Annotated in this window: 13 protein-coding genes and 7 tRNA genes; 18 read left to right on the top strand and 2 right to left on the bottom strand. The window is 60.8% G+C overall.

The window, feature by feature from the left end; translation table 11 throughout:
• Positions 1-156: 156 nt before the first annotated feature.
• The 11 genes from ACW5XC_RS00745 (at position 157) to ACW5XC_RS00695 (ending at position 6,156) form a co-directional block, all read left to right on the top strand.
• Complete coding sequence (locus ACW5XC_RS00745; protein WP_005343846.1) at positions 157-1,104, top strand: ribose-phosphate pyrophosphokinase; 948 nt, start codon at positions 157-159, stop codon at positions 1,102-1,104.
• A 116-nt stretch (positions 1,105-1,220) separates the two neighbouring features.
• Positions 1,221-3,209, top strand: coding sequence for a bifunctional metallophosphatase/5'-nucleotidase (locus ACW5XC_RS00740; RefSeq protein ID WP_042054541.1), 1,989 nt, complete (start codon positions 1,221-1,223; stop codon positions 3,207-3,209).
• Positions 3,210-3,427: 218 nt separating this feature from the next.
• Positions 3,428-4,024 (top strand): aminoacyl-tRNA hydrolase, encoded by a 597-nt coding sequence (gene pth / locus ACW5XC_RS00735; RefSeq protein ID WP_005334960.1) that lies wholly within the window; start codon positions 3,428-3,430, stop codon positions 4,022-4,024.
• Between the two features lie 116 nt (positions 4,025-4,140).
• Entirely contained in the window at positions 4,141-5,232 is a 1,092-nt protein-coding gene (ychF, locus tag ACW5XC_RS00730; RefSeq protein ID WP_005334961.1) for a redox-regulated ATPase YchF, read from the top strand.
• A gap of 234 nt (positions 5,233-5,466) precedes the next feature.
• Positions 5,467-5,543, top strand: a tRNA-Met gene (locus ACW5XC_RS00725).
• 8 nt (positions 5,544-5,551) lie between these two features.
• A tRNA-Gln gene (locus ACW5XC_RS00720) sits at positions 5,552-5,626 on the top strand.
• 46 nt (positions 5,627-5,672) lie between these two features.
• Positions 5,673-5,747 (top strand) — tRNA-Gln (locus ACW5XC_RS00715).
• A gap of 39 nt (positions 5,748-5,786) precedes the next feature.
• Positions 5,787-5,863: transfer RNA gene (locus ACW5XC_RS00710), tRNA-Met, on the top strand.
• A gap of 10 nt (positions 5,864-5,873) precedes the next feature.
• Positions 5,874-5,948: transfer RNA gene (locus ACW5XC_RS00705), tRNA-Gln, on the top strand.
• Between the two features lie 39 nt (positions 5,949-5,987).
• A tRNA-Met gene (locus tag ACW5XC_RS00700) sits at positions 5,988-6,064 on the top strand.
• Positions 6,065-6,072: 8 nt separating this feature from the next.
• Positions 6,073-6,156 (top strand) — tRNA-Leu (locus ACW5XC_RS00695).
• Between the two features lie 218 nt (positions 6,157-6,374).
• Here ACW5XC_RS00695 and ACW5XC_RS00690 read toward each other — a convergent pair.
• A complete protein-coding gene (locus ACW5XC_RS00690) occupies positions 6,375-8,207 on the bottom strand; it encodes an SLC13 family permease (RefSeq protein WP_042054543.1) in 1,833 nt (610 codons plus the stop codon).
• Positions 8,208-8,470: 263 nt separating this feature from the next.
• Here ACW5XC_RS00690 and pnuC point away from each other — a divergent pair, with 263 nt between their 5' ends.
• The 7 genes from pnuC (at position 8,471) to nifJ (ending at position 17,143) form a co-directional block, all read left to right on the top strand.
• Positions 8,471-9,187: a nicotinamide riboside transporter PnuC gene (gene pnuC / locus ACW5XC_RS00685; protein WP_042054544.1), complete on the top strand. Its 717-nt coding sequence runs from the start codon at positions 8,471-8,473 to the stop codon at positions 9,185-9,187.
• Between the two features lie 3 nt (positions 9,188-9,190).
• Positions 9,191-9,916 (top strand): nucleoside phosphorylase, encoded by a 726-nt coding sequence (locus ACW5XC_RS00680; RefSeq protein WP_042054545.1) that lies wholly within the window; start codon positions 9,191-9,193, stop codon positions 9,914-9,916.
• A 105-nt stretch (positions 9,917-10,021) separates the two neighbouring features.
• Positions 10,022-10,693, top strand: a complete 672-nt coding sequence (locus tag ACW5XC_RS00675; RefSeq protein WP_042054546.1) for a Crp/Fnr family transcriptional regulator — start codon at positions 10,022-10,024, stop codon at positions 10,691-10,693.
• 42 nt (positions 10,694-10,735) lie between these two features.
• On the top strand, positions 10,736-11,059 hold the full coding sequence (gene yqfB / locus ACW5XC_RS00670) for a N(4)-acetylcytidine aminohydrolase (RefSeq protein WP_042054547.1): 324 nt from the start codon (positions 10,736-10,738) through the stop codon (positions 11,057-11,059).
• Between the two features lie 67 nt (positions 11,060-11,126).
• Positions 11,127-11,528: a DUF1622 domain-containing protein gene (locus ACW5XC_RS00665; RefSeq protein WP_042054549.1), complete on the top strand. Its 402-nt coding sequence runs from the start codon at positions 11,127-11,129 to the stop codon at positions 11,526-11,528.
• 200 nt (positions 11,529-11,728) lie between these two features.
• Entirely contained in the window at positions 11,729-13,369 is a 1,641-nt protein-coding gene (locus tag ACW5XC_RS00660; protein WP_042054550.1) for an alpha-glucosidase, read from the top strand.
• A gap of 228 nt (positions 13,370-13,597) precedes the next feature.
• Entirely contained in the window at positions 13,598-17,143 is a 3,546-nt protein-coding gene (gene nifJ / locus ACW5XC_RS00655) for a pyruvate:ferredoxin (flavodoxin) oxidoreductase (RefSeq protein WP_042054551.1), read from the top strand.
• 111 nt (positions 17,144-17,254) lie between these two features.
• Here nifJ and ACW5XC_RS00650 read toward each other — a convergent pair whose 3' ends face one another.
• The gene (locus tag ACW5XC_RS00650; protein ID WP_042054553.1) at positions 17,255-18,619 is read right to left on the bottom strand and encodes an MDR family MFS transporter; all 1,365 of its coding nucleotides are present in this window, start codon (positions 18,617-18,619) and stop codon (positions 17,255-17,257) included.
• Between the last annotated feature and the right edge of the window lie 55 nt (positions 18,620-18,674).

Below are 18,674 nucleotides of genomic sequence, written 5' to 3'. Positions count from 1 at the left end.
TTTTGCACTCGGCCACGGATTCGGGTTACCGGTATCATCACATTCATTGGGCAGCAGACACCTTGTACGTTATCTTGATAAATCGTTTGCCCCAAAACGATAGGGTCTGATTTCAGACTCCCCCACATACTGGATGCAACCCCGAGGTTTCAAACCGTGCCTGACATGAAGCTGTTTGCTGGTAACGCAACGCCGGAACTAGCCCAGAAGATCGCAGATCGCCTGTTTATCAAACTCGGCAATGCTGCCGTAGGTCGCTTTAGCGACGGCGAGATCAGCGTACAGATCAATGAGAATGTACGTGGTGGCGATATCTTCATCATTCAATCCACCTGTGCCCCGACCAACGACAATTTGATGGAATTGATCGTCATGGTGGATGCTCTGCGTCGTGCTTCAGCTGGCCGTATCACTGCCGTTATCCCCTACTTTGGTTATGCCCGTCAGGACCGCCGTGTCCGCTCCGCCCGTGTACCCATCACCGCCAAGGTTGTCGCTGACTTCCTCTCCAGCGTCGGTGTGGATCGCGTGCTGACCGTTGACCTGCATGCCGAGCAAATTCAAGGTTTCTTCGACGTTCCGGTAGACAACGTGTTCGGTAGCCCGGTGCTGCTGGAAGACATGAAGTCCAAGAACCTCGAGTCTCCTGTCGTTGTCTCCCCGGACATCGGTGGCGTCGTGCGTGCCCGCGCCATCGCCAAGCTGCTGGATGACACCGACATCGCCATCATCGACAAGCGCCGTCCCCGCCCGAACGTCTCCCAGGTCATGCACCTGATCGGTGACGTTGCAGGCCGCGACTGCATCATCGTTGATGACATGATCGACACCGGCGGCACCCTGTGCAAAGCCGCAGAGGCCCTGAAAGAGCGCGGTGCCAAGCGTGTATTCGCCTACGCTACCCACCCGGTCTTCTCCGGTTCCGCCGTCGAGAACATCAAGAACTCCGTGATCGATGAACTGATCATCACCGACTCCATCCCGCTCACTGCGGAGATGAAAGCGGTAGGCAAGGTCAAGCAGCTGACTCTGTCAACTGTACTGGCCGAAGCCATTCGTCGCATCAGCAACGAAGAGTCCATCTCTGCCATGTTTGAGCATTGATAGATTCAGCAATAACGAAAACCGCCATCAGGCGGTTTTCGTCTTTCTGGACCTTCTCTTTCCAACTTTCTGCTATCTGGTACGACCCTGCCCCCGGCAGGCTTAAGGATTTACCCATGAATTGCTTGCGTCCCCTCCTGCTCGCGACCCTCACCTCCGCCCTGTTCGCCTGTCAGCCCGTCAAAGAAAACCCGCCCTTCGTGCTGACCCTGGCTCACATGAACGACACCCACTCCCAGTTTGATCCGGTCAATGCCGAGATCAAAGGGCAGATCTTTGCCCAGCAGGGGGAGACGGACACCCTCTATACCCGCTTTGGCGGTTATCCGCGCCTGCTGACCATGGCGAAAGCCTATCAGGCCGATGCGCTGGCCCAGAACCACGCCTTGCTGCTGCTGCACGGCGGCGATGCCTGGCAGGGCAGCGGCTACTTCAAACTCAACGAGGGGATGGCCAACGCCGAGTTGCTGAGCCAGTTCGGCCTCGATGCCATGGCCCTTGGCAACCACGAGTTCGATCTGGATAACCAGAAGCTGGCCCGCTTCATCGAGGGGGTCAACTTCCCGGTTCTGGCCGCCAACCTCGACACCAAGGCCGATCCAGCCCTCAGCAAGGCTGACAACCTCAAGCCCTTCGTGGTCTACGCCTTTGACGGCAACCAGAAGAGCCCGGTCACCGATCTCGACAACCTGCCGCAAGGCAAACAGCTGGTCGCCGTCATCGGTCTGGTGCTGGAAGACATGGGCAATATCGCCCCCAACGTCGGCAAACTGCGCTTTGGCAAGGAGGTCGCCTCGGCTCAGGCCACGGTCGACATGCTGCAAGCCAAGGGGATCCATCAGATCGTGGCGCTCACCCACATCGGCAACGAGCGGGATCTGGCGCTGGCCGCCAAGGTAAACGGCCTCGATGCCATAGTCGGTGGCCACTCCCACAGCCTGCTCGGCGATTTTCGCAACATTGGCTGGGGCAAGACCGGCGATTACGCCAAGCTGGTGACCAATCCGGATGGCATCGGCAAAACCTGCGTGGTGCAGGCAGGCTCCTACGCCCAGGCCATCGGTCTGGCACAGGTGACCTTTGACAGCCAGGGTCAGGTGACCGACTGCCAGGGCCACAACAGCCTGCTGGCCAGCCGCGACTTCTTCGCCGATGCGGCGCGCAAGCAGCCCCTCGACGACGCCCGCAGCAAAGAGGCGAGCCAGTTTGTCGACAACCAGCCCAATTTGGTGACCGTGGATGAAGATCCGCGCCTGCGCGGCATCATCGACAGCCACTACAAACCGGCGCTGGAGAAAGCCTACGGCCCGGTGATCGGCACCATCCCCGAGCAGCTGCAAAATGCCCGTCGTCCCGGTGACAACGGCAGCGACAGCCACGGCTCAGATGTAGCGCCGCTGGTTGCCGAAGGGGAGTTCTACTGGGCCAATACCCCTGCAGTGCAAGCCCTGACCGGCGGCCCGGTCGACTTCGCTCTGGTGGCAGTGGGCGGCGTGCGCGCCGACCTGCCCGCTGGCGAATGGCGCGAGGGGGATAGTGCCCTCACCCTGCTGCCGTTCAAGAACCAGCTCTCGGTGCTGACCCTGACTGGCGCCGAGGTACGCGCCCTGCTGACCGAGACCATCACCGCCACCCTGCCCGCCAGCGCCCATGCAGGCAAGTTCCCCTATGGCGGCCACCTGCGTTACACCTTCCAGGAGACCGACGCAGGCAAGGCGGGCACCCTGACCCAATTGCAGCGCAAGACCGCAAGCGGCGAGTGGCAAGATCTGGTGGATAGCCAGCACTATCGGGTGGTGATGAACGCCTACAGCGCCAACGGCAACGATGGCTGGCAAGCACTGGCCAATGCCCAGCGCCAGAAGAGCGAGCGGGTCGATATCGCCAGCGTCAATGGCAAGCTGACCGCCTTCCCGGTGCTGAAGGTGGTACAAAACGGCGAGCTGCTGAGCGCCGTCTATGCCCCGGGCCAGCCCCTCGATTGCAAAGCCAGCGGCGTGGATTGCGGCACCGATGCAGCGTCTTTCGTGGAGTATGTGCGCGATGCCCGTCCCACCCTGACCGCACTGGATGAAGAGACCGTCACCCTGCGGCGTGCCAAATAACGACGGTAGTCAACCGGGCACAATCCATCGGTAAACTGAAACGGGCCTCTTGCAAGAGGCCCGTTTGCCCACCGTTAGCCACCCATTGCCCGCAATAATGCTGCAAATCCCGCCATAACATGCGCATTGGTTGAGTGATCGCCACTCGGCGGCTAGAATATTGCGTCCTATTGCCCTGGGTAGTGTGCCCACGGCAGCTGCGAGTGAAGACATCAAGCGTGACAAGCGAAATCAAACTGATCGTCGGACTGGGCAACCCCGGCCCGGAATATGCCAAGACCCGCCACAATGCGGGCGCCTGGTATGTGGAGCAACTGGCCCGCTGGCACAATGTCAGCCTGCGTGAAGAACCCAAGTTCTTCGGCCATACTGCCCGCATCCTGGTCGAGGGGCAGGATGTGCGGTTGCTCATCCCGAACACCTATATGAACCTCTCTGGCAAGGCGGTGGCCGCACTGGCGCGTTTTTATCAGATTGAGCCGGAAGCGATGCTGGTGGCCCATGACGAACTGGATCTACCGCCAGGCATCGCCAAGTTCAAGCAGGGTGGTGGTCATGGTGGCCATAACGGCCTCAAGGACATCATCGCCAAGATGGGCAACAACAATAACTTCTTCCGGCTGCGTCTCGGGATCGGCCATCCCGGCAGCAAAGAGCAGGTGGCAGGCTTCGTCCTGACCAAGGCCCCCAGCAGTGAACAGAACCTGATCGACGCCGCGCTGGACGAGTCCCTGCGCGCCACCGACATCCTGTTCAAACAAGATATGACCAAGGCCATGAATCGCTTGCACAGCTTCAAGGCTGAAAAGGGTTAGGTCGGTTTGACCCTGTACGGGCATTGTGCCGGTACATGAGCAACGACCAGAACAAGCATGACATGGGCCGCCTGCGGGCGACCCCCAACAGCATCCATCAAGTAAGGTAACAATCCATGGGTTTTAAATGCGGTATCGTGGGCCTGCCCAATGTAGGCAAATCCACCCTGTTCAACGCGCTGACCAAGGCCGGTATCGAAGCCGCCAACTTCCCGTTCTGCACCATCGAGCCGAACACTGGTGTGGTGCCGATGCCGGATCCCCGCCTCGATCAGCTGGCTGCCATCATCAATCCGCAGCGCGTTGTGCCGACCACCATGGAATTCGTCGACATCGCCGGTCTGGTTGCCGGTGCCTCCAAGGGTGAAGGTCTGGGTAACCAGTTCCTGGCCAACATCCGTGAAACCGAAGCGATCGGCCACGTAGTGCGCTGCTTCGACGACGAAAACATCATTCACGTTGCCGGCAAGGTCTCTCCCGCTGACGATATCGAAGTGATCAACACCGAGCTCGCCCTGTCGGATCTGGACGCCTGCGAGCGTGCCATTCACCGTCAGTCCAAGCGTGCCAAAGGCGGCGACAAGGATGCCAAGCTGGAAGTCGAAACCCTGGAGAAGATCAAGGTCGCACTGGAAAACGGCCAGATGATCCGCGGCATGAAGCTGGATAAAGAAGAGCTGGCCGCTGTCAGCCACCTCAACTTCCTGACCCTGAAACCAACCATGTATATCGCCAACGTGGCGGAAGATGGCTTCGAGAACAACCCCTATCTGGACAAGGTGCGTGAAATCGCCGCCGCCGAGAACGCGGTCGTGGTCGTGGTCTGCTGTGCCATCGAAGCCGACATTGCCGAACTGGACGACGAAGATCGCGCCGAGTTCATGGCTGACCTTGGTATCGAAGAGCCGGGCCTGAACCGCGTGATCCGCTCCGGCTACCAGCTGCTCAACCTGCAGACCTACTTCACCGCTGGCGTGAAAGAGGTGCGTGCATGGACCATTCCGGTCGGCGCCACTGCCCCGCAAGCGGCTGGCAAGATCCACACTGACTTTGAAAAAGGCTTTATTCGCGCCCAAACCATCGCCTTTGAAGACTTTATCAACTATAAGGGTGAGCAAGGCGCCAAGGAAGCGGGCAAGATGCGCGCTGAAGGGAAAGATTACATCGTCAAAGATGGCGATATCATGAATTTCCTGTTCAACGTCTAATCCCATGACAGGCCAGCATTTGCTGGCCTGTTTTTTATCTGCCATTGCCCGGGCAATAATGGCAATGTCTTAAAAAAAACCAGATTGTTGGGCTTTTGCGCAACAGAGACCAATAACTGGTCAAACGCACTCAAATTGCGTTTTTCTGGCAAAAAAAGGGTTGACGCCCCAGAGCCAGATACGCATAATTCGGCCCGCACGGTGACGAGGTAACGACTCACCGGAAGCAAGGTTGGCTATGTAGCTCAGTTGGTTAGAGCATCGCACTCATAATGCGGGGGTCACAGGTTCGAATCCCGTCATAGCCACCATCTCTAGTTGGGGTATCGCCAAGCGGTAAGGCAGCGGGTTTTGATCTCGCCATCCCTAGGTTCGAATCCTAGTACCCCAGCCATTTTTAAAAGTTCTTTGCCAGTCTCGCGACTGTTGAGGAACGCTGTTGGGGTATCGCCAAGCGGTAAGGCAGCGGGTTTTGATCTCGCCATCCCTAGGTTCGAATCCTAGTACCCCAGCCATTTCTCTGTTCTCTTCCACATCAGTGGTTGATAACAAACGGCTATGTAGCTCAGTTGGTTAGAGCATCGCACTCATAATGCGGGGGTCACAGGTTCGAATCCCGTCATAGCCACCATTATTTCTGTTGGGGTATCGCCAAGCGGTAAGGCAGCGGGTTTTGATCTCGCCATCCCTAGGTTCGAATCCTAGTACCCCAGCCATTTTTCTGTTCTCTTCCACATCAGTGGTCGATAACAAACGGCTATGTAGCTCAGTTGGTTAGAGCATCGCACTCATAATGCGGGGGTCACAGGTTCGAATCCCGTCATAGCCACCATTAATATTGCGGAAGTGGCGAAATTGGTAGACGCACCAGATTTAGGTTCTGGCGCCCTAGGCGTGAGAGTTCGAGTCTCTCCTTCCGCACCATTAATAGCAGTACCAAACAGACCAGCTCACGCTGGTTTTTTTGTGTCTGAAATTTGCCTCTCCCCAGTTTTTCTCTCGCTCCTCTATTAACCCAGCTCCACGTTAATTCCCGTTCACGTCACTCTTCACTGATTCCGATCACGCCTTGCCACTCTTGTCTCCCGGCCATAAAAAAGCGGCCCGCAGGCCGCTGGTGCACACATTCATCATCCCGGTTATCAGAACGGGAAGAACCAGGGGATCGCTACCACGCTGACCGCCATCACCAACAGGGTGAATGGCACCCCGATACGGATAAAATCGGCAAACTTGTAGTTGCCCGGCCCCAGCACCAGGGTATTCACCGGTGACGAGACCGGCGTCATAAAAGCGGCCGAGGCGGCGATGGCAATGGTCATGGCAAACGGATAGGGCGATACCCCCATCTGCTGGGCCGTGCCCAGCGCAATAGGCGCCATCAATACCGCCGTCGCCGTGTTGGAGATAAAGAGCCCGATCACCGCGCAGAGGGCAAACAGGCTGGCCAGCATGACCCGCGGCCCCATCTCCCCTACCGCATTGATCAGGCCACCGACGATCAGATCCACCCCGCCGGTTTTTTGCAGCGCCAGCGCGAAGGGGAGCATGCCGACGATGAGGATCAGGGTCGGCCAGTGGATCGACTTGTAGGCACTCTCCATATCGATGCAGCGAAACTTGCCCATCAGCAGACAGGCGATCAGCGCGGCAATCACGTTGGGCACCGGATCGGTCACCATCAGCAGTATCATTACTCCAAGACAGAAGATGGCATGAATGGCCTGGCTGCGGGCGGGGGCCATCTCGTCCACTTCAGCGGGCAACCCCATCAGCAGAAAGTCGCGGCTATGGGTCTGCAACTGTCTGATGTGGCTCCAGTTTCCTACCACCAGCAGGGTATCCCCCATCTGCAGCGGCTCGTCCACCAGCTTGCCTGCCAGCGCTTCACCGTCGCGGCGCAGCCCCACCACGCTCAGACCATAGCTGGAGCGGAAGGTCACCTCACGCACGCTTTTACCCAGCAGCTTGGACTCAGGGATCAGCGACACCTCGGCCATCCCCACCTCCCGCGCCTGATCGGAGAAGTACTCCCCGCGCAGGATCATGGGTTCGAGCCGCGCTTCGCTGCAAAACGTCCGCACATCCACCTCGGGGTCTGACATGTCGATCAGCAGCACATCCTTGGCCTGGAACTCACTGATCCCGGACACCGGCACCATCACCCGGCGAAACTTGCGCCAGCGCTCCACCCCGATGACGTGGGCACCATAACGGGCACGCAGTTGCAGCTCATCCAGGGTATGGCCAATCAGCGGGGAGTCCGGCCGCAGCGCCAGACGACGGGCCCGACCGGCCAATCGGTAGTCTCGAATGAGATCTCGCAGGGTGCGGCGCCCGGTCGGCTTGCCCTTGCCCTCTTCCCCTTCGCCCACCATGGAGCCGCGCACCAGCAGCATGTAGAGGATGCCCAGCCCCAGGATCAGCACGCCCATCGGGGTGAAATCGAAGAACCCGAAGCCGTGAATGCCGTGGCGCATCAGCTCACTGTTGACCACCATGTTGGGGGGCGTGGCCACCAGCGTCATCATGCCGCTGATCAGCCCGGCAAAACCGAGGGGCATCATCAGGCGACCGGCCGGGATCCCCATCCGGTTCGCCACGCTCAGCACCACCGGGATAAAGATGGCCACCACTCCGGTGCTGCTCATCACAGCACCCAGACTCGCCACCGCTACCATCAGCAACACCAGCAGCTTGGTCTCGCTGCTACCCGCCACCTTCACCAATGCATCCCCCACCTGATAGGCGATGCCGGTGCGCACCAGCCCCTCACCCACCACAAACAGGGCGGCAATCAGGATAACGTTGGGATCGCTAAAGCCCGCCAGCGCCTCCGGCAGGGTGAGGGTGCCGCTCAGCACAAAGAGGATAATGATCAACAGGGCGACCACATCCATGCGCACCTTGTTGGTCATGAAGAGATAGATGGCGCCAGCCAGCAGACAGAGCACCCAGACAAGCTCGGAATTCAATGCAACCTCCTTTTATCACGTGATTCTCCTCCCGGAGAGTGGACTCTATCAGACCACAGCCATGGCGCTATCATCTTGTGACATATCAATAAAGTCCGGCCCATCGGGGCACCATAACCCATCACTGCTGGAATAACCGGGCAGCAGCGGCGATTTCTTTGATATGGGCCAAGTACGGGGCGGACAAAAGTCCTGCCCCTCCTCCCCCTCACCCCTTAGAATGGCGCCCTCGCATACTAACCCTCATGTCCAAGGATCAGAAAATGAGCATATTCGAGCTGTTCAGCATCAATAACACCCTAGTGACCATACCGCTGGGTGGCGGCTATGCCATGTCATGGATTGAAGCCATCGGCACCCTGTTTGGTCTGGCCTGTATCTGGTTCGCCAGTCAGGAGAAAACCATCAACTACCTGTTTGGTCTGATCAACGTCACCCTGTTTGCCATCATCTTCTTCCAGATCCAGCTCTACGGACTGTTGATGCTGCAGCTGTTCTTCTTCTGCGCCAACGTCTACGGCTGGTACGCCTGGACCCGCCCGGCCAACGATCAGGGGGATACCCTGCAGATCCGCTGGCTCAGCAAATCCAAGCTGATAATGACCGCCGCCATGAGCGTGCTGGCCATCGCCCTGCTGACCCGCTATATCGACCCGGTCTTCGCCACCCTGGCGCGCACCTCGGTCTCCCTGCTCAACCTGTTTGGTGCCAACCTTGCCATCCCCGAGCCCTCCCCCGATGCCTTCCCGTTCTGGGATGCCAGCATGACGGTGCTCTCGGTCGTCGCCCAGATCCTGATGACCCGCAAATACGTGGAGAACTGGATCCTCTGGGTCGTCATCAACATCATCAGCATCGGTGTCTATGCCGCGCAGGGCGTCTACGCCATGTCGCTGGAGTACCTGATCCTGCTGTTTATCGCCGCCAACGGCACTCGCCTCTGGGTGATTGCCGCCAAGCGCCAGCCACAAGGTCTGTAAGCTATGCCGCTATTACCCCATCTTCAATGCCGCCCCGACCAGATTGCCGAGCGGGTGGTGTTGTGCGGCGACCCGGCCCGGGTCGACCGCATCGCCAGCCAGCTCGAACAGTGTGAAGTGCTGGGGCAAAACCGGGAGTTTCGCCTCATCAACGGCCGCTATCAGGGGCTGCCCATCACGGTTTGCAGCACCGGCATCGGCGGCGCCTCGGCCATCATCGCGCTGGAGGAGCTGGTGCAAGCCGGTGCCCACTCGCTCATTCGGGTCGGCTCCGCCGGTGCCCTGCAACACGACATCGGGCTGGGCGACCTTATCGTGGTGGAAGGGGCGATTCGCAATGAGGGCGCCTCACAGGCCTATCTGCCCGCCGAGTACCCCGCCTGCGCCGATATCTGGCTGCAGGCCGCCTTGCTCAACCATTTAGCGACCGGCAGCCAGCCTCATTGGCACGGGCTGGTACGCTCCCACGACAGCTTCTATCGAGATGACGAGCAGGAGGTGTGCCGCTACTGGCATGCCCGTGGCGTGCTCGGCGCTGACATGGAGACCGCCTCCCTGCTGACCGTGGGTCGCCTGCGCAAGGTGCGGGTCGCCGCCGTGCTCTGCAACGTGGTGCTGTTCGAGCAGGATGTGCAACAAGGGGTGGCGGACTACGCCAGCGCCGAACAGGCGATGATGGCCGGTGAGCAGCACGCCATCGCCGCTGCCCTCCACGCGTTGGTGCAATAAAGCGCAAACCGTTAACTGCGGCACATCCGCTACCGTGCGGGCTGGTATCCGGCCCGCACTCTTGCTAGCCTCATGGCCCTCGTCATCCGGTGCGACAGGCAAGTCATGCAGCAACAGCCCTACCCCCTCGGCCGTTTTCACGCCGAACTCGCCAAACTGGAACCCCGCTTTGCCGCGGCGCTCGACGCCTGCACCCTGTTTCTGCGCCGCTACCTGCCGGGTGAATTGATCATGCGGCAGGGGGAGCAGAGCGAGCAGCTCTATCTGGTCGAACATGGCCGGGTCTCCCTCAACAGTACGGTACACTCTGGCCGCCGCTTCCAGCTTGGCGAAATTGAGTGCCACAGCCAGATCTTCGGTGAGATGGAGTTCTTCAGCGCCACCCCGGTGCAGTGGAACGTGGTGGCCGAGACCGAGCTGGATGCCCGGGTCATCTGCGCCCACAAGCTGGCCCAGCGGCTGCTGGCCGAACCCGAGCTGACCCTGTTCTTTGCCGCCGCGCTTGCCAGCGACTATCTCGATACCCTGGAGATCACCACCAGCCGACTGCTCCACCCCATCGCCTACAACATCGCCTATGAGCTATGGCGTGAGCGCCAGCGCACTCCGATGCTGGGATCGCGCAAGCGGGCCCACGAGGCAGCACGCTTCGGCACCACAGAGCGGGTCTACCGCCGCGCCCTCAAGGAGCTGGTCGAGCAGGGCATAGTCGCCGACAGCAGCGACGGCCCCGTCATCGCCGATCTGGCCAAGCTGCGCGCCTATCTCGATCTTTGATTTCCATTAACCTCATTTCAATTCACCCAGTCAGGAGTCACCATGTCAGCCCATCCCTATCCCGAATTCACCTTCTTCAGCCGCTTCGTCGCCGACATTCAGGCGGGCCGCAAGACCATCACCATCCGCGACGAGAGCGAGGCCAACTGGCAGCCCGGCCAACGTCTGGCGCTGTTCACCAACCCGGAGCACCAGCCCTTTGGCACCATAGAGGTGCTCTCGGTCAAGGCGGTCGCCTTCGATGAACTGAATGACGAGCACGCCCGTCAGGAGAGCATGACCCTCCCCGAGCTCAAACAGGTGATCCGCGACATCTACCCCGATCTGCCGCCGCTCTATGTTATTGAATTCAAACTGATTGCCTGAGCCGGATTTGGCCTTTGCCGAGCGATGTGTTAATAGTGTCCTCTTTTGAATCAGGGAGGTGACCCGAGTGTTTGAGATAGCGAGCCTGAAAGAGGGGATGATGCACGGGGTCGAGCTGTTCCAGCTGCTGCTGGAGACCATCTCCATCGCCTGTGTGGTCATTGGCCTTGGCAAGACCCTCTGGCTGGCGGCAAGAGTGCGGGATCACCAACCCGGCTTTCCGCGCATTCGCCTCTGTTTTGGCAGCTGGCTTATTCTGGCGCTGGAGTTCCAGCTGGCCGCCGACATCCTGGCCACCACGATCGCGCCGAGCAAGGAGGAGCTGATCCGCCTCGCCATCATTGCGGTGATCCGCACCTTCCTGAACTACTTCCTCGGCAAGGAGCTGGAAGCACAAGCGGAGCGCCAACAAGAGAAGGCAGAACGCCAGCAGGAGCAGCGCAGCGAGCAGGCCAAGGCTGCTCAATAACCTGTATTCCTGCATAGCATCAACGCTAAGTGCCGTGCCATCCCGACCACAGCCGTGGCCCGGGATGGCACCTTTGTGACCCTTCCCGCACTTTTGGCAATCAGCCAACTATGGAACCCTTTTCAAGGTTTCCCCTGCCCTGTCGAGTACCCGTTCATCTGCGTAAGATAGAAAATCTTCTCCCCTAACCGGCCAAGCTGATGAATACGCACTCCCTTCACACGCCCGATATCGACCTCGATAGCTGCGTCATCTACCAGATCTACCCCATGAGTTTTCAGGACAGCGATGGCGACGGCATGGGCGATATCAACGGCATCCGTCAGCGCCTCGACTATCTGGCCACCCTCGGGGTCGATATGCTCTGGCTCACCCCCATCTATCGCTCCCCCAAACGGGACAACGGCTACGATGTGGCGGACTACCGTGCCATCGACCCCGCCTTCGGCACCCTGACCGAGATGGAGCTGCTGATAGCCGAAGCGGCCGCCCACGGCATCGGCATCATGATGGATATCGTCGCCAACCACACCTCCACCGAGCACGAGTGGTTTATGAAGGCACTGGCCGGGGATCCCCGTTATCAGGGTTATTACGTATTCCGGGATCAAGCCTTTGTCGATGCTCACCCCATCACCTCGATTTTTGGCGGTAGCGGCTGGCAGTATGTGCCAGCGCTTGATCGCTACTACCTGCACAACTTCGATCCCAGTCAGGCCGATCTGGACTGGGATAACCCGGCGGTACGCGCCGAGATGGCGGCGGTGATCAACTTCTGGCTGGGCAAAGGGATCAAGGGATTTCGCTTCGATGTTATCGACATGGTGAGCAAGGAGTGGGACCGACTGGCCATGAGCAATGGCCCGCGCCTGCACGACTATATCCGCGAGCTCAATGCCGTGAGCTTCGGCGGCAAAGGGATCATTACGGTGGGGGAGACCTGGGGGGCCGATCTCGCCCATATGCAGAACTATTCGAACCACGATGGCAGCGAGTTCAGCATGGTGTTCAACTTCGAGCATCTGGGGCTGGGCAGTGACAAGTGGTCATCCCGCTTTGATCCCCTCGCCTTCAAGCGAGCCATGACCCGCCACCAGCAAGGGCTACATGGGCAGGGCTGGAACAGCCTGTTTCTCGGCAGCCACGACCTGCCTCGCGCCGTCTCCCGCTTTGGCGACGACAGACCAGAGTGGCGGGAAACCAGCGCCAGGCTATGGGCCATGGTGTTGCACCTGATGCAGGGCACTCCCTTCATCTATCAGGGGGAGGAGCTCGCCATGACCAACCGCCACTGGCAGCCGGGCGAGCTGCGCGATGTGGAGGCCATCAACTACTGCGCCAGCCACTCAGGGCTGGCTCCTGCCGAGCTGAGTCGGCGGCTCGATGCCATCGGCCGCGACAACGCCCGCACCCCGATGCAGTGGGACGGCGGCCCCCACGCCGGTTTCAGCACGGCCACACCCTGGATTGCCCTCAATGCCAACCACGTCGAGATAAATGCTGACGAGCAGCTGGCCCGTCCAGACTCGCCGTTTCACTGCTATCGCCAGCTTATCGCCCTGCGCAAGGCTCACCCTGTCGTTCGTCACGGCAAATTCGAACTGCTGGATGGGGATGATCCCGAGCGCATCAGCTATCGCCGCCACTGGCAGGATCCGGCCAGCGGAGAGCGGCACACCCTGCTGCTGCTCGCCAATCTCACCGCGAACCCCTTGCCGATGCCCCACTTCGACAAGGTGACAGACGAGATGCGGTTGCTGCTGGCCAATTACCCGAGCGAACCACTGCCACTCTTCGCCCCTTATCAGTGCGCCATCTGGCTGCAAGTGGAGCAGGGTTAACCCCGTGCTGACGGGCCATACCAATGGCCCGTCAGCCACCTCCCGTTGGCTGTCAGCAGAAAATCATGCACCCACGCAGCGGGATTAAATTAACCACTGTTACTGACTTATTAATTGATTATTTATCCCGTTTGATACGCTCTCATTGCCCCTCTTACTATGCCAGCGACCTATCCATTGCCGATGCAACTATCGGCCTTCAAACTGGCATAGCAAAGTGGAAAACAGATGATCACCACAGACGGGAATAACGCAGTCGCCTCGGTGGCGTACCGCACCAGCGAAGTCATCACCATCTACCCCATCACCCCCAGCTCGGCCATGGCTGAGCAGTCGTCGGCCTGGTCGAGCGAACGGGGCAAGAACCTCTGGGGGGATGTGCCCCGGGTTGTCGAGATGCAGTCGGAAGGGGGCGCCATCGCAGCAGTCCACGGCGCCCTGCAGACCGGCGCCCTGGCGACCTCGTTTACCTCGTCGCAGGGGTTGCTGCTGATGATCCCCAACCTCTACAAGCTCGCGGGTCAGCTCATTCCCTTTGTGCTGCATGTGGCGGCGCGCACCGTGGCGACCCATGCGCTATCGATTTTTGGCGATCACTCGGACGTGATGGCTGTGCGCCAGACCGGCTGTGCCATGCTCTGTGCCAGCAATGTGCAGGAGGCGCAGGACTTTGCCCTGATCTCCCAGATAGCGAGCCTCAACAGCCGCCTCCCCTTTATCCACTTCTTCGACGGCTTTCGTACCTCTCACGAGATCGCCAAGATAGCGCCGCTCGCTGACGACACCCTGCGTGCCCTGCTGCCCGCAGATGCCATCCGTGCCCATCGTGACCGGGCGCTCACCCCCGACAAACCGGTCATTCGCGGCACCGCCGCCAACCCGGACACCTACTTCCAGTGCCGGGAGGCGAGCAACCCCTGGTATGACGCCGCCTATGGCCATGTGAGCGAGGCGATGCAGGCTTTTGGCGAGCAGACCGGCCGCCACTACCGACCGTTTGAATATGTCGGCCACCCGCAGGCGGAGCGGATTGTGGTGCTGATGGGCTCGGCGATTGGCACCTGTGAAGAGGTGATCGAGCGCCTGCTGGCCCAAGGGGAGAAGGTCGGTCTGGTGAAGGTACGGCTGTTCCGTCCCTTCTCGGCCGAGCACCTGTTGGCCGCGATTCCCGAGAGTGCCCGCGCCATCGCCGTGCTGGATCGTACCAAGGAGCCGGGCGCACAGGCCGAGCCCCTCTATCTCGACGTGATGACGGCGCTTGCCGAAGCGGTCAGCCGGAGCGAGCGGGCAAGCCTGCCGCGGGTGATCGGCGGCCGCTACGGCCTCTCCTCCAAAGAGTTCGGCCCCGCCTGCGCACTGGCGGTGTTTGCCGAGCTGGCACAGGAGAACCCGCGCCCGCGCTTTACCGTCGGCATCTTCGATGACATCACAGGTCTCTCGCTACCGTTACCCGCGCAGGACGCCTCAAGCCCCATTCACAGCCAGCAACACAAGCTGGAGGCGCTCTTCTACGGCCTTGGCAGCGATGGCACCGTCTCGGCGGCCAAGAACAGCATCAAGATCCTCGGCAACCACACCGACCTCTATCCGCAGGGCTATTTCGTCTACGACTCCAAGAAGGCGGGCGGCCTCACCGTCTCTCACCTGCGGGTGGGCGAGCGGCCGCTGCAATCGGCCTATCTGGTGGAAGAGGCGGACTTTATCGGCTGCCATCAGTGGCAGTTTGTCGACAAGTACCGGATGGCGGAGCGCTTGAAAGCGGGCGGCATCTTCCTGCTCAACACCCCCTACAGCGAAGCGGATATCTGGCAGCGCCTCCCCAGCGAGGTGCAGCATGCCCTGCGCGAGAAAGAGGCGCGCTTCTACATCATCAACGCCGCCAAAATTGCCCGCGACTGCCAGCTCGGCAACCGCATCAATACCGTGATGCAGATGGCCTTCTTCCAGCTCAGCGCCATCATTCCCCCCGCAGAGGCGACCAGCCTGCTGAAGCTGGCCATCGCCACCAGCTATGGCAGCAAGGGGCAGACACTGGTCGAGCGCAACTGGCAGGCACTGGAGGCAACCTGCGCTGCCCTGACCCGGGTGCCACTGGGTGAGCTGGATCCCGCCAGCCGCCCCCGCCCGCCGGTGGTTTCGGCCAAGGCCCCCGACTTTGTCCAGACCGTCACCGCCGCCATGCTGGCGGGGCTGGGTGACAACCTGCCGGTCTCCGCCTTCCCGCCGGATGGCACTTGGCCGGTCGGCACCACCCGCTGGGAAAAGCGCAATATCGCCAAGGAGATCCCCATCTGGGAGGCGGAGCTCTGCACCCAGTGCAACTACTGCGTCGCCGCCTGTCCCCACTCGGCCATTCGCGCCAAGGTGGTGGAAGCGGATGCGCTGGCCGCTGCTCCCACCACTCTCGATGCGCTGGATGTGAAATCCCGTGACATGCGCGGCCAACAGTACGTGTTGCAGGTGGCACCGGAGGATTGCACCGGCTGCAACCTCTGCGTCGAGGTGTGCCCGGCCAAGGATCGCAGCAACCCGGATCGCAAGGCGATCAATATGGCTTCACGCCTCGATCACCTCGACGCGCAGAAGGCCAACTACGACTTTTTCCTCGACCTGCCAGAGCGCAGCGCCGAGCAGCTGGAGCGCATCGACATCCGCACCTCCCAGCTCATCTCGCCGCTGTTTGAATACTCGGGCGCCTGCTCCGGCTGTGGTGAGACTCCCTACATCAAGCTGTTGACCCAGCTCTATGGCGATCGGCTGCTGATAGCCAACGCCACCGGCTGCTCGTCCATTTATGGCGGCAACCTGCCTACCACCCCCTACACCACCAACGCCGACGGGCGCGGGCCGGCCTGGGCCAACTCGCTGTTTGAAGACAACGCCGAGTTCGGACTGGGCTTCCGTCTCACCGTCGATCAGCACAGGGAGCGGGTTAGCCGCCTGCTGGCGAGCCTGGGCGACACCATACCGGCAGCGCTGCGCGAGGCGCTCGGCGATGCCACCCTGCCGGTTTCCGAGCAGCGGGCCCATATCCAGCAGTTGCGAGCACTGCTGCAGGAGAGCCAGATCCCGGCAGCCCAAGAGCTGGCTCGCGATGCGGACTATCTGGTGGAGAAATCAGTCTGGCTCATCGGTGGCGATGGCTGGGCCTATGACATCGGCTTTGGCGGGCTCGACCATGTGCTGAGTCTGGGGGAGAACATCAATGTGCTGGTGCTCGACACCCAGTGCTACTCCAACACCGGCGGCCAACAGTCGAAGGCGACGCCACTCGGTGCCATTACCAAGTTTGGCGAGCAGGGCAAGCGCAAGGGGCGCAAGGATCTCGGCGCCAGCGTGATGATGTATGGTCACGTCTATGTGGCGCAGATCTCCCTCGGTGCCCAGATGAACCAGACAGTGAAGGCGATTCAGGAGGCGGAAGCCTACCCGGGGCCGTCGCTCATCATCGCCTACAGCCCCTGCGAGGAGCATGGCTACGACATGGCCGAGAGCCATGAGCAGATGAAACAGCTGACTGCCACCGGCTTCTGGCCTCTCTACCGCTTCGATCCGCGCCGCGCTGACGAGGGCAAGTTGCCGCTGGCACTCGACTCGCGGGCACCCAATGCCTCGCTGGCCGAGACCTTGCGCCACGAGCCCCGCTTCCAGCGGCTGGAGCGCCAGCTGCCTGAGGTGGCCAGCCAGATCTATGAAGAGGCGGAGCAGGAGGCCAATCGCCGCTTCGCCTGGCTGAGCCAGCTGGCAGGCAAGGAGAGTCCGGCGCAGGAGTAAGCCACGTATGGCTTGATGGCAGCAGCCACTCTATCCGCCAAATAATGATCAGGGCTCCCCGCGGGGAGCCCTGATGCTAGCTATGGTGAGCCTATGTCGGCGCAGGCCGGATCAGGCGCTGATGGATGCCAGCTCGTGGCGTTTAAGAGCGAGCAGTGTGATGAGTAGCGCCAGCGTGGCGATCAGTGCCATGCCGATATAGGTTGCGCTGAAGCCCGGGGCCAGCAGATCGGGCGCGAGCCGGCTCAGATCGCCATCGCTGCCGGCTGGCAGGCGCAAGTGGAACAGCATGGAGCAGATAGCCACGCCGACGGCACCGCCAAGCTCCCGCCCGAAGTTGAACAGCGACATGCCGATGCCGCGATCCTGCCGCGGCAGGGCATTTTGTACCACCACCGAGAGGGCGGGCAGCACCAGACCGAGACCAATACCGGCAAACCCGAGCGCCAGCCTGACCCAGGCATCGAAGTGGATCTGCCACAGAGCCACCGCCGCGAGGCCAAAGCCCACCGCAACAAAGCTCTTGTAGTGACCGGTACGGCCAATCAGCTTGCCACCGACAAAGGCGCCGGCGGTGATGCAGATCATGAAGATCACCATGCTCATCCCGCTCTCGCTGGCGCTCAACCCCTTCTGCCACTGCATCTGCAACGGCAGATAGACCAGCACGGCAAACATCAGCAACTGGGAGAGCATCACCAGCAGCACGCTCACCAGATAGCCGGGCAGCCGGGCCAGATGGGCGGGCAATATGGGGTCGTGGGCACGCCGCTCAATCAGAATGAGCAGCAGCAGCGCAACGCCCAGCGCCGCCGAAAGCCAGACTGCGGGCAACGCCGCCTCCGGCGAGAGCAGCAACAGGGTGAGCGTAGTGACAGTAATCAGCAGACCCGCCCCCTTCCAGTCGAAGCGACTATGGCGACGCACGTTGAGCTGCTTGAGGTTGCGGTTGATGAGAAAGACCGCCAGCGCCCCGAGCGGCAGATTGATCCAGAAGATCCAGCGCCAGCTGAGCTGCTCGGTGAAATAACCGCCGAGCAAGGGGCCAGCGATGCTGGAGACCGCATAGACCGCCGAAATGTAGCCCTGATACTTGCCCACCTCCCGTGGCGGAATGGTATCGGCAATCACGGTAAACGCGAGGGCAATCAGACCTCCGCCCCCCAGCCCTTGCAGCACCCGTGCTGCCAGCAGGGTCGGCAGATCCTGAGAGAGAGCACAGGCCACCGAGCCCGCCAGAAACAGGCCGATACCGATATTGAGCATCCGCACCCGGCCAAAGAGATCGCTCAGCTTGCCATAGAGGGGCAACACGGCGGTGGCAGCCAGCAGGTAGGCGGTGACCACCCAGGTGAGGGCGGCACCGGCGTGCAGCTCGGCGCCAATCATGGGCAGCGGGGTAGTGACTATGCTCTTTTCCAGTGAACCGAGCGCGATCACAAGCGCCACACTGGAGAAGATGGTTTTGGGGGACATTTTCGAGGTCATAAGCGGACTCGCAGATCTGATATGCCAAAGTATCCGGCAATGA

Source organism: Aeromonas sp. 25-AL00135 (assembly GCF_054052385.1).
This window is presented reverse-complemented; position numbering and strand designations above follow the sequence as displayed.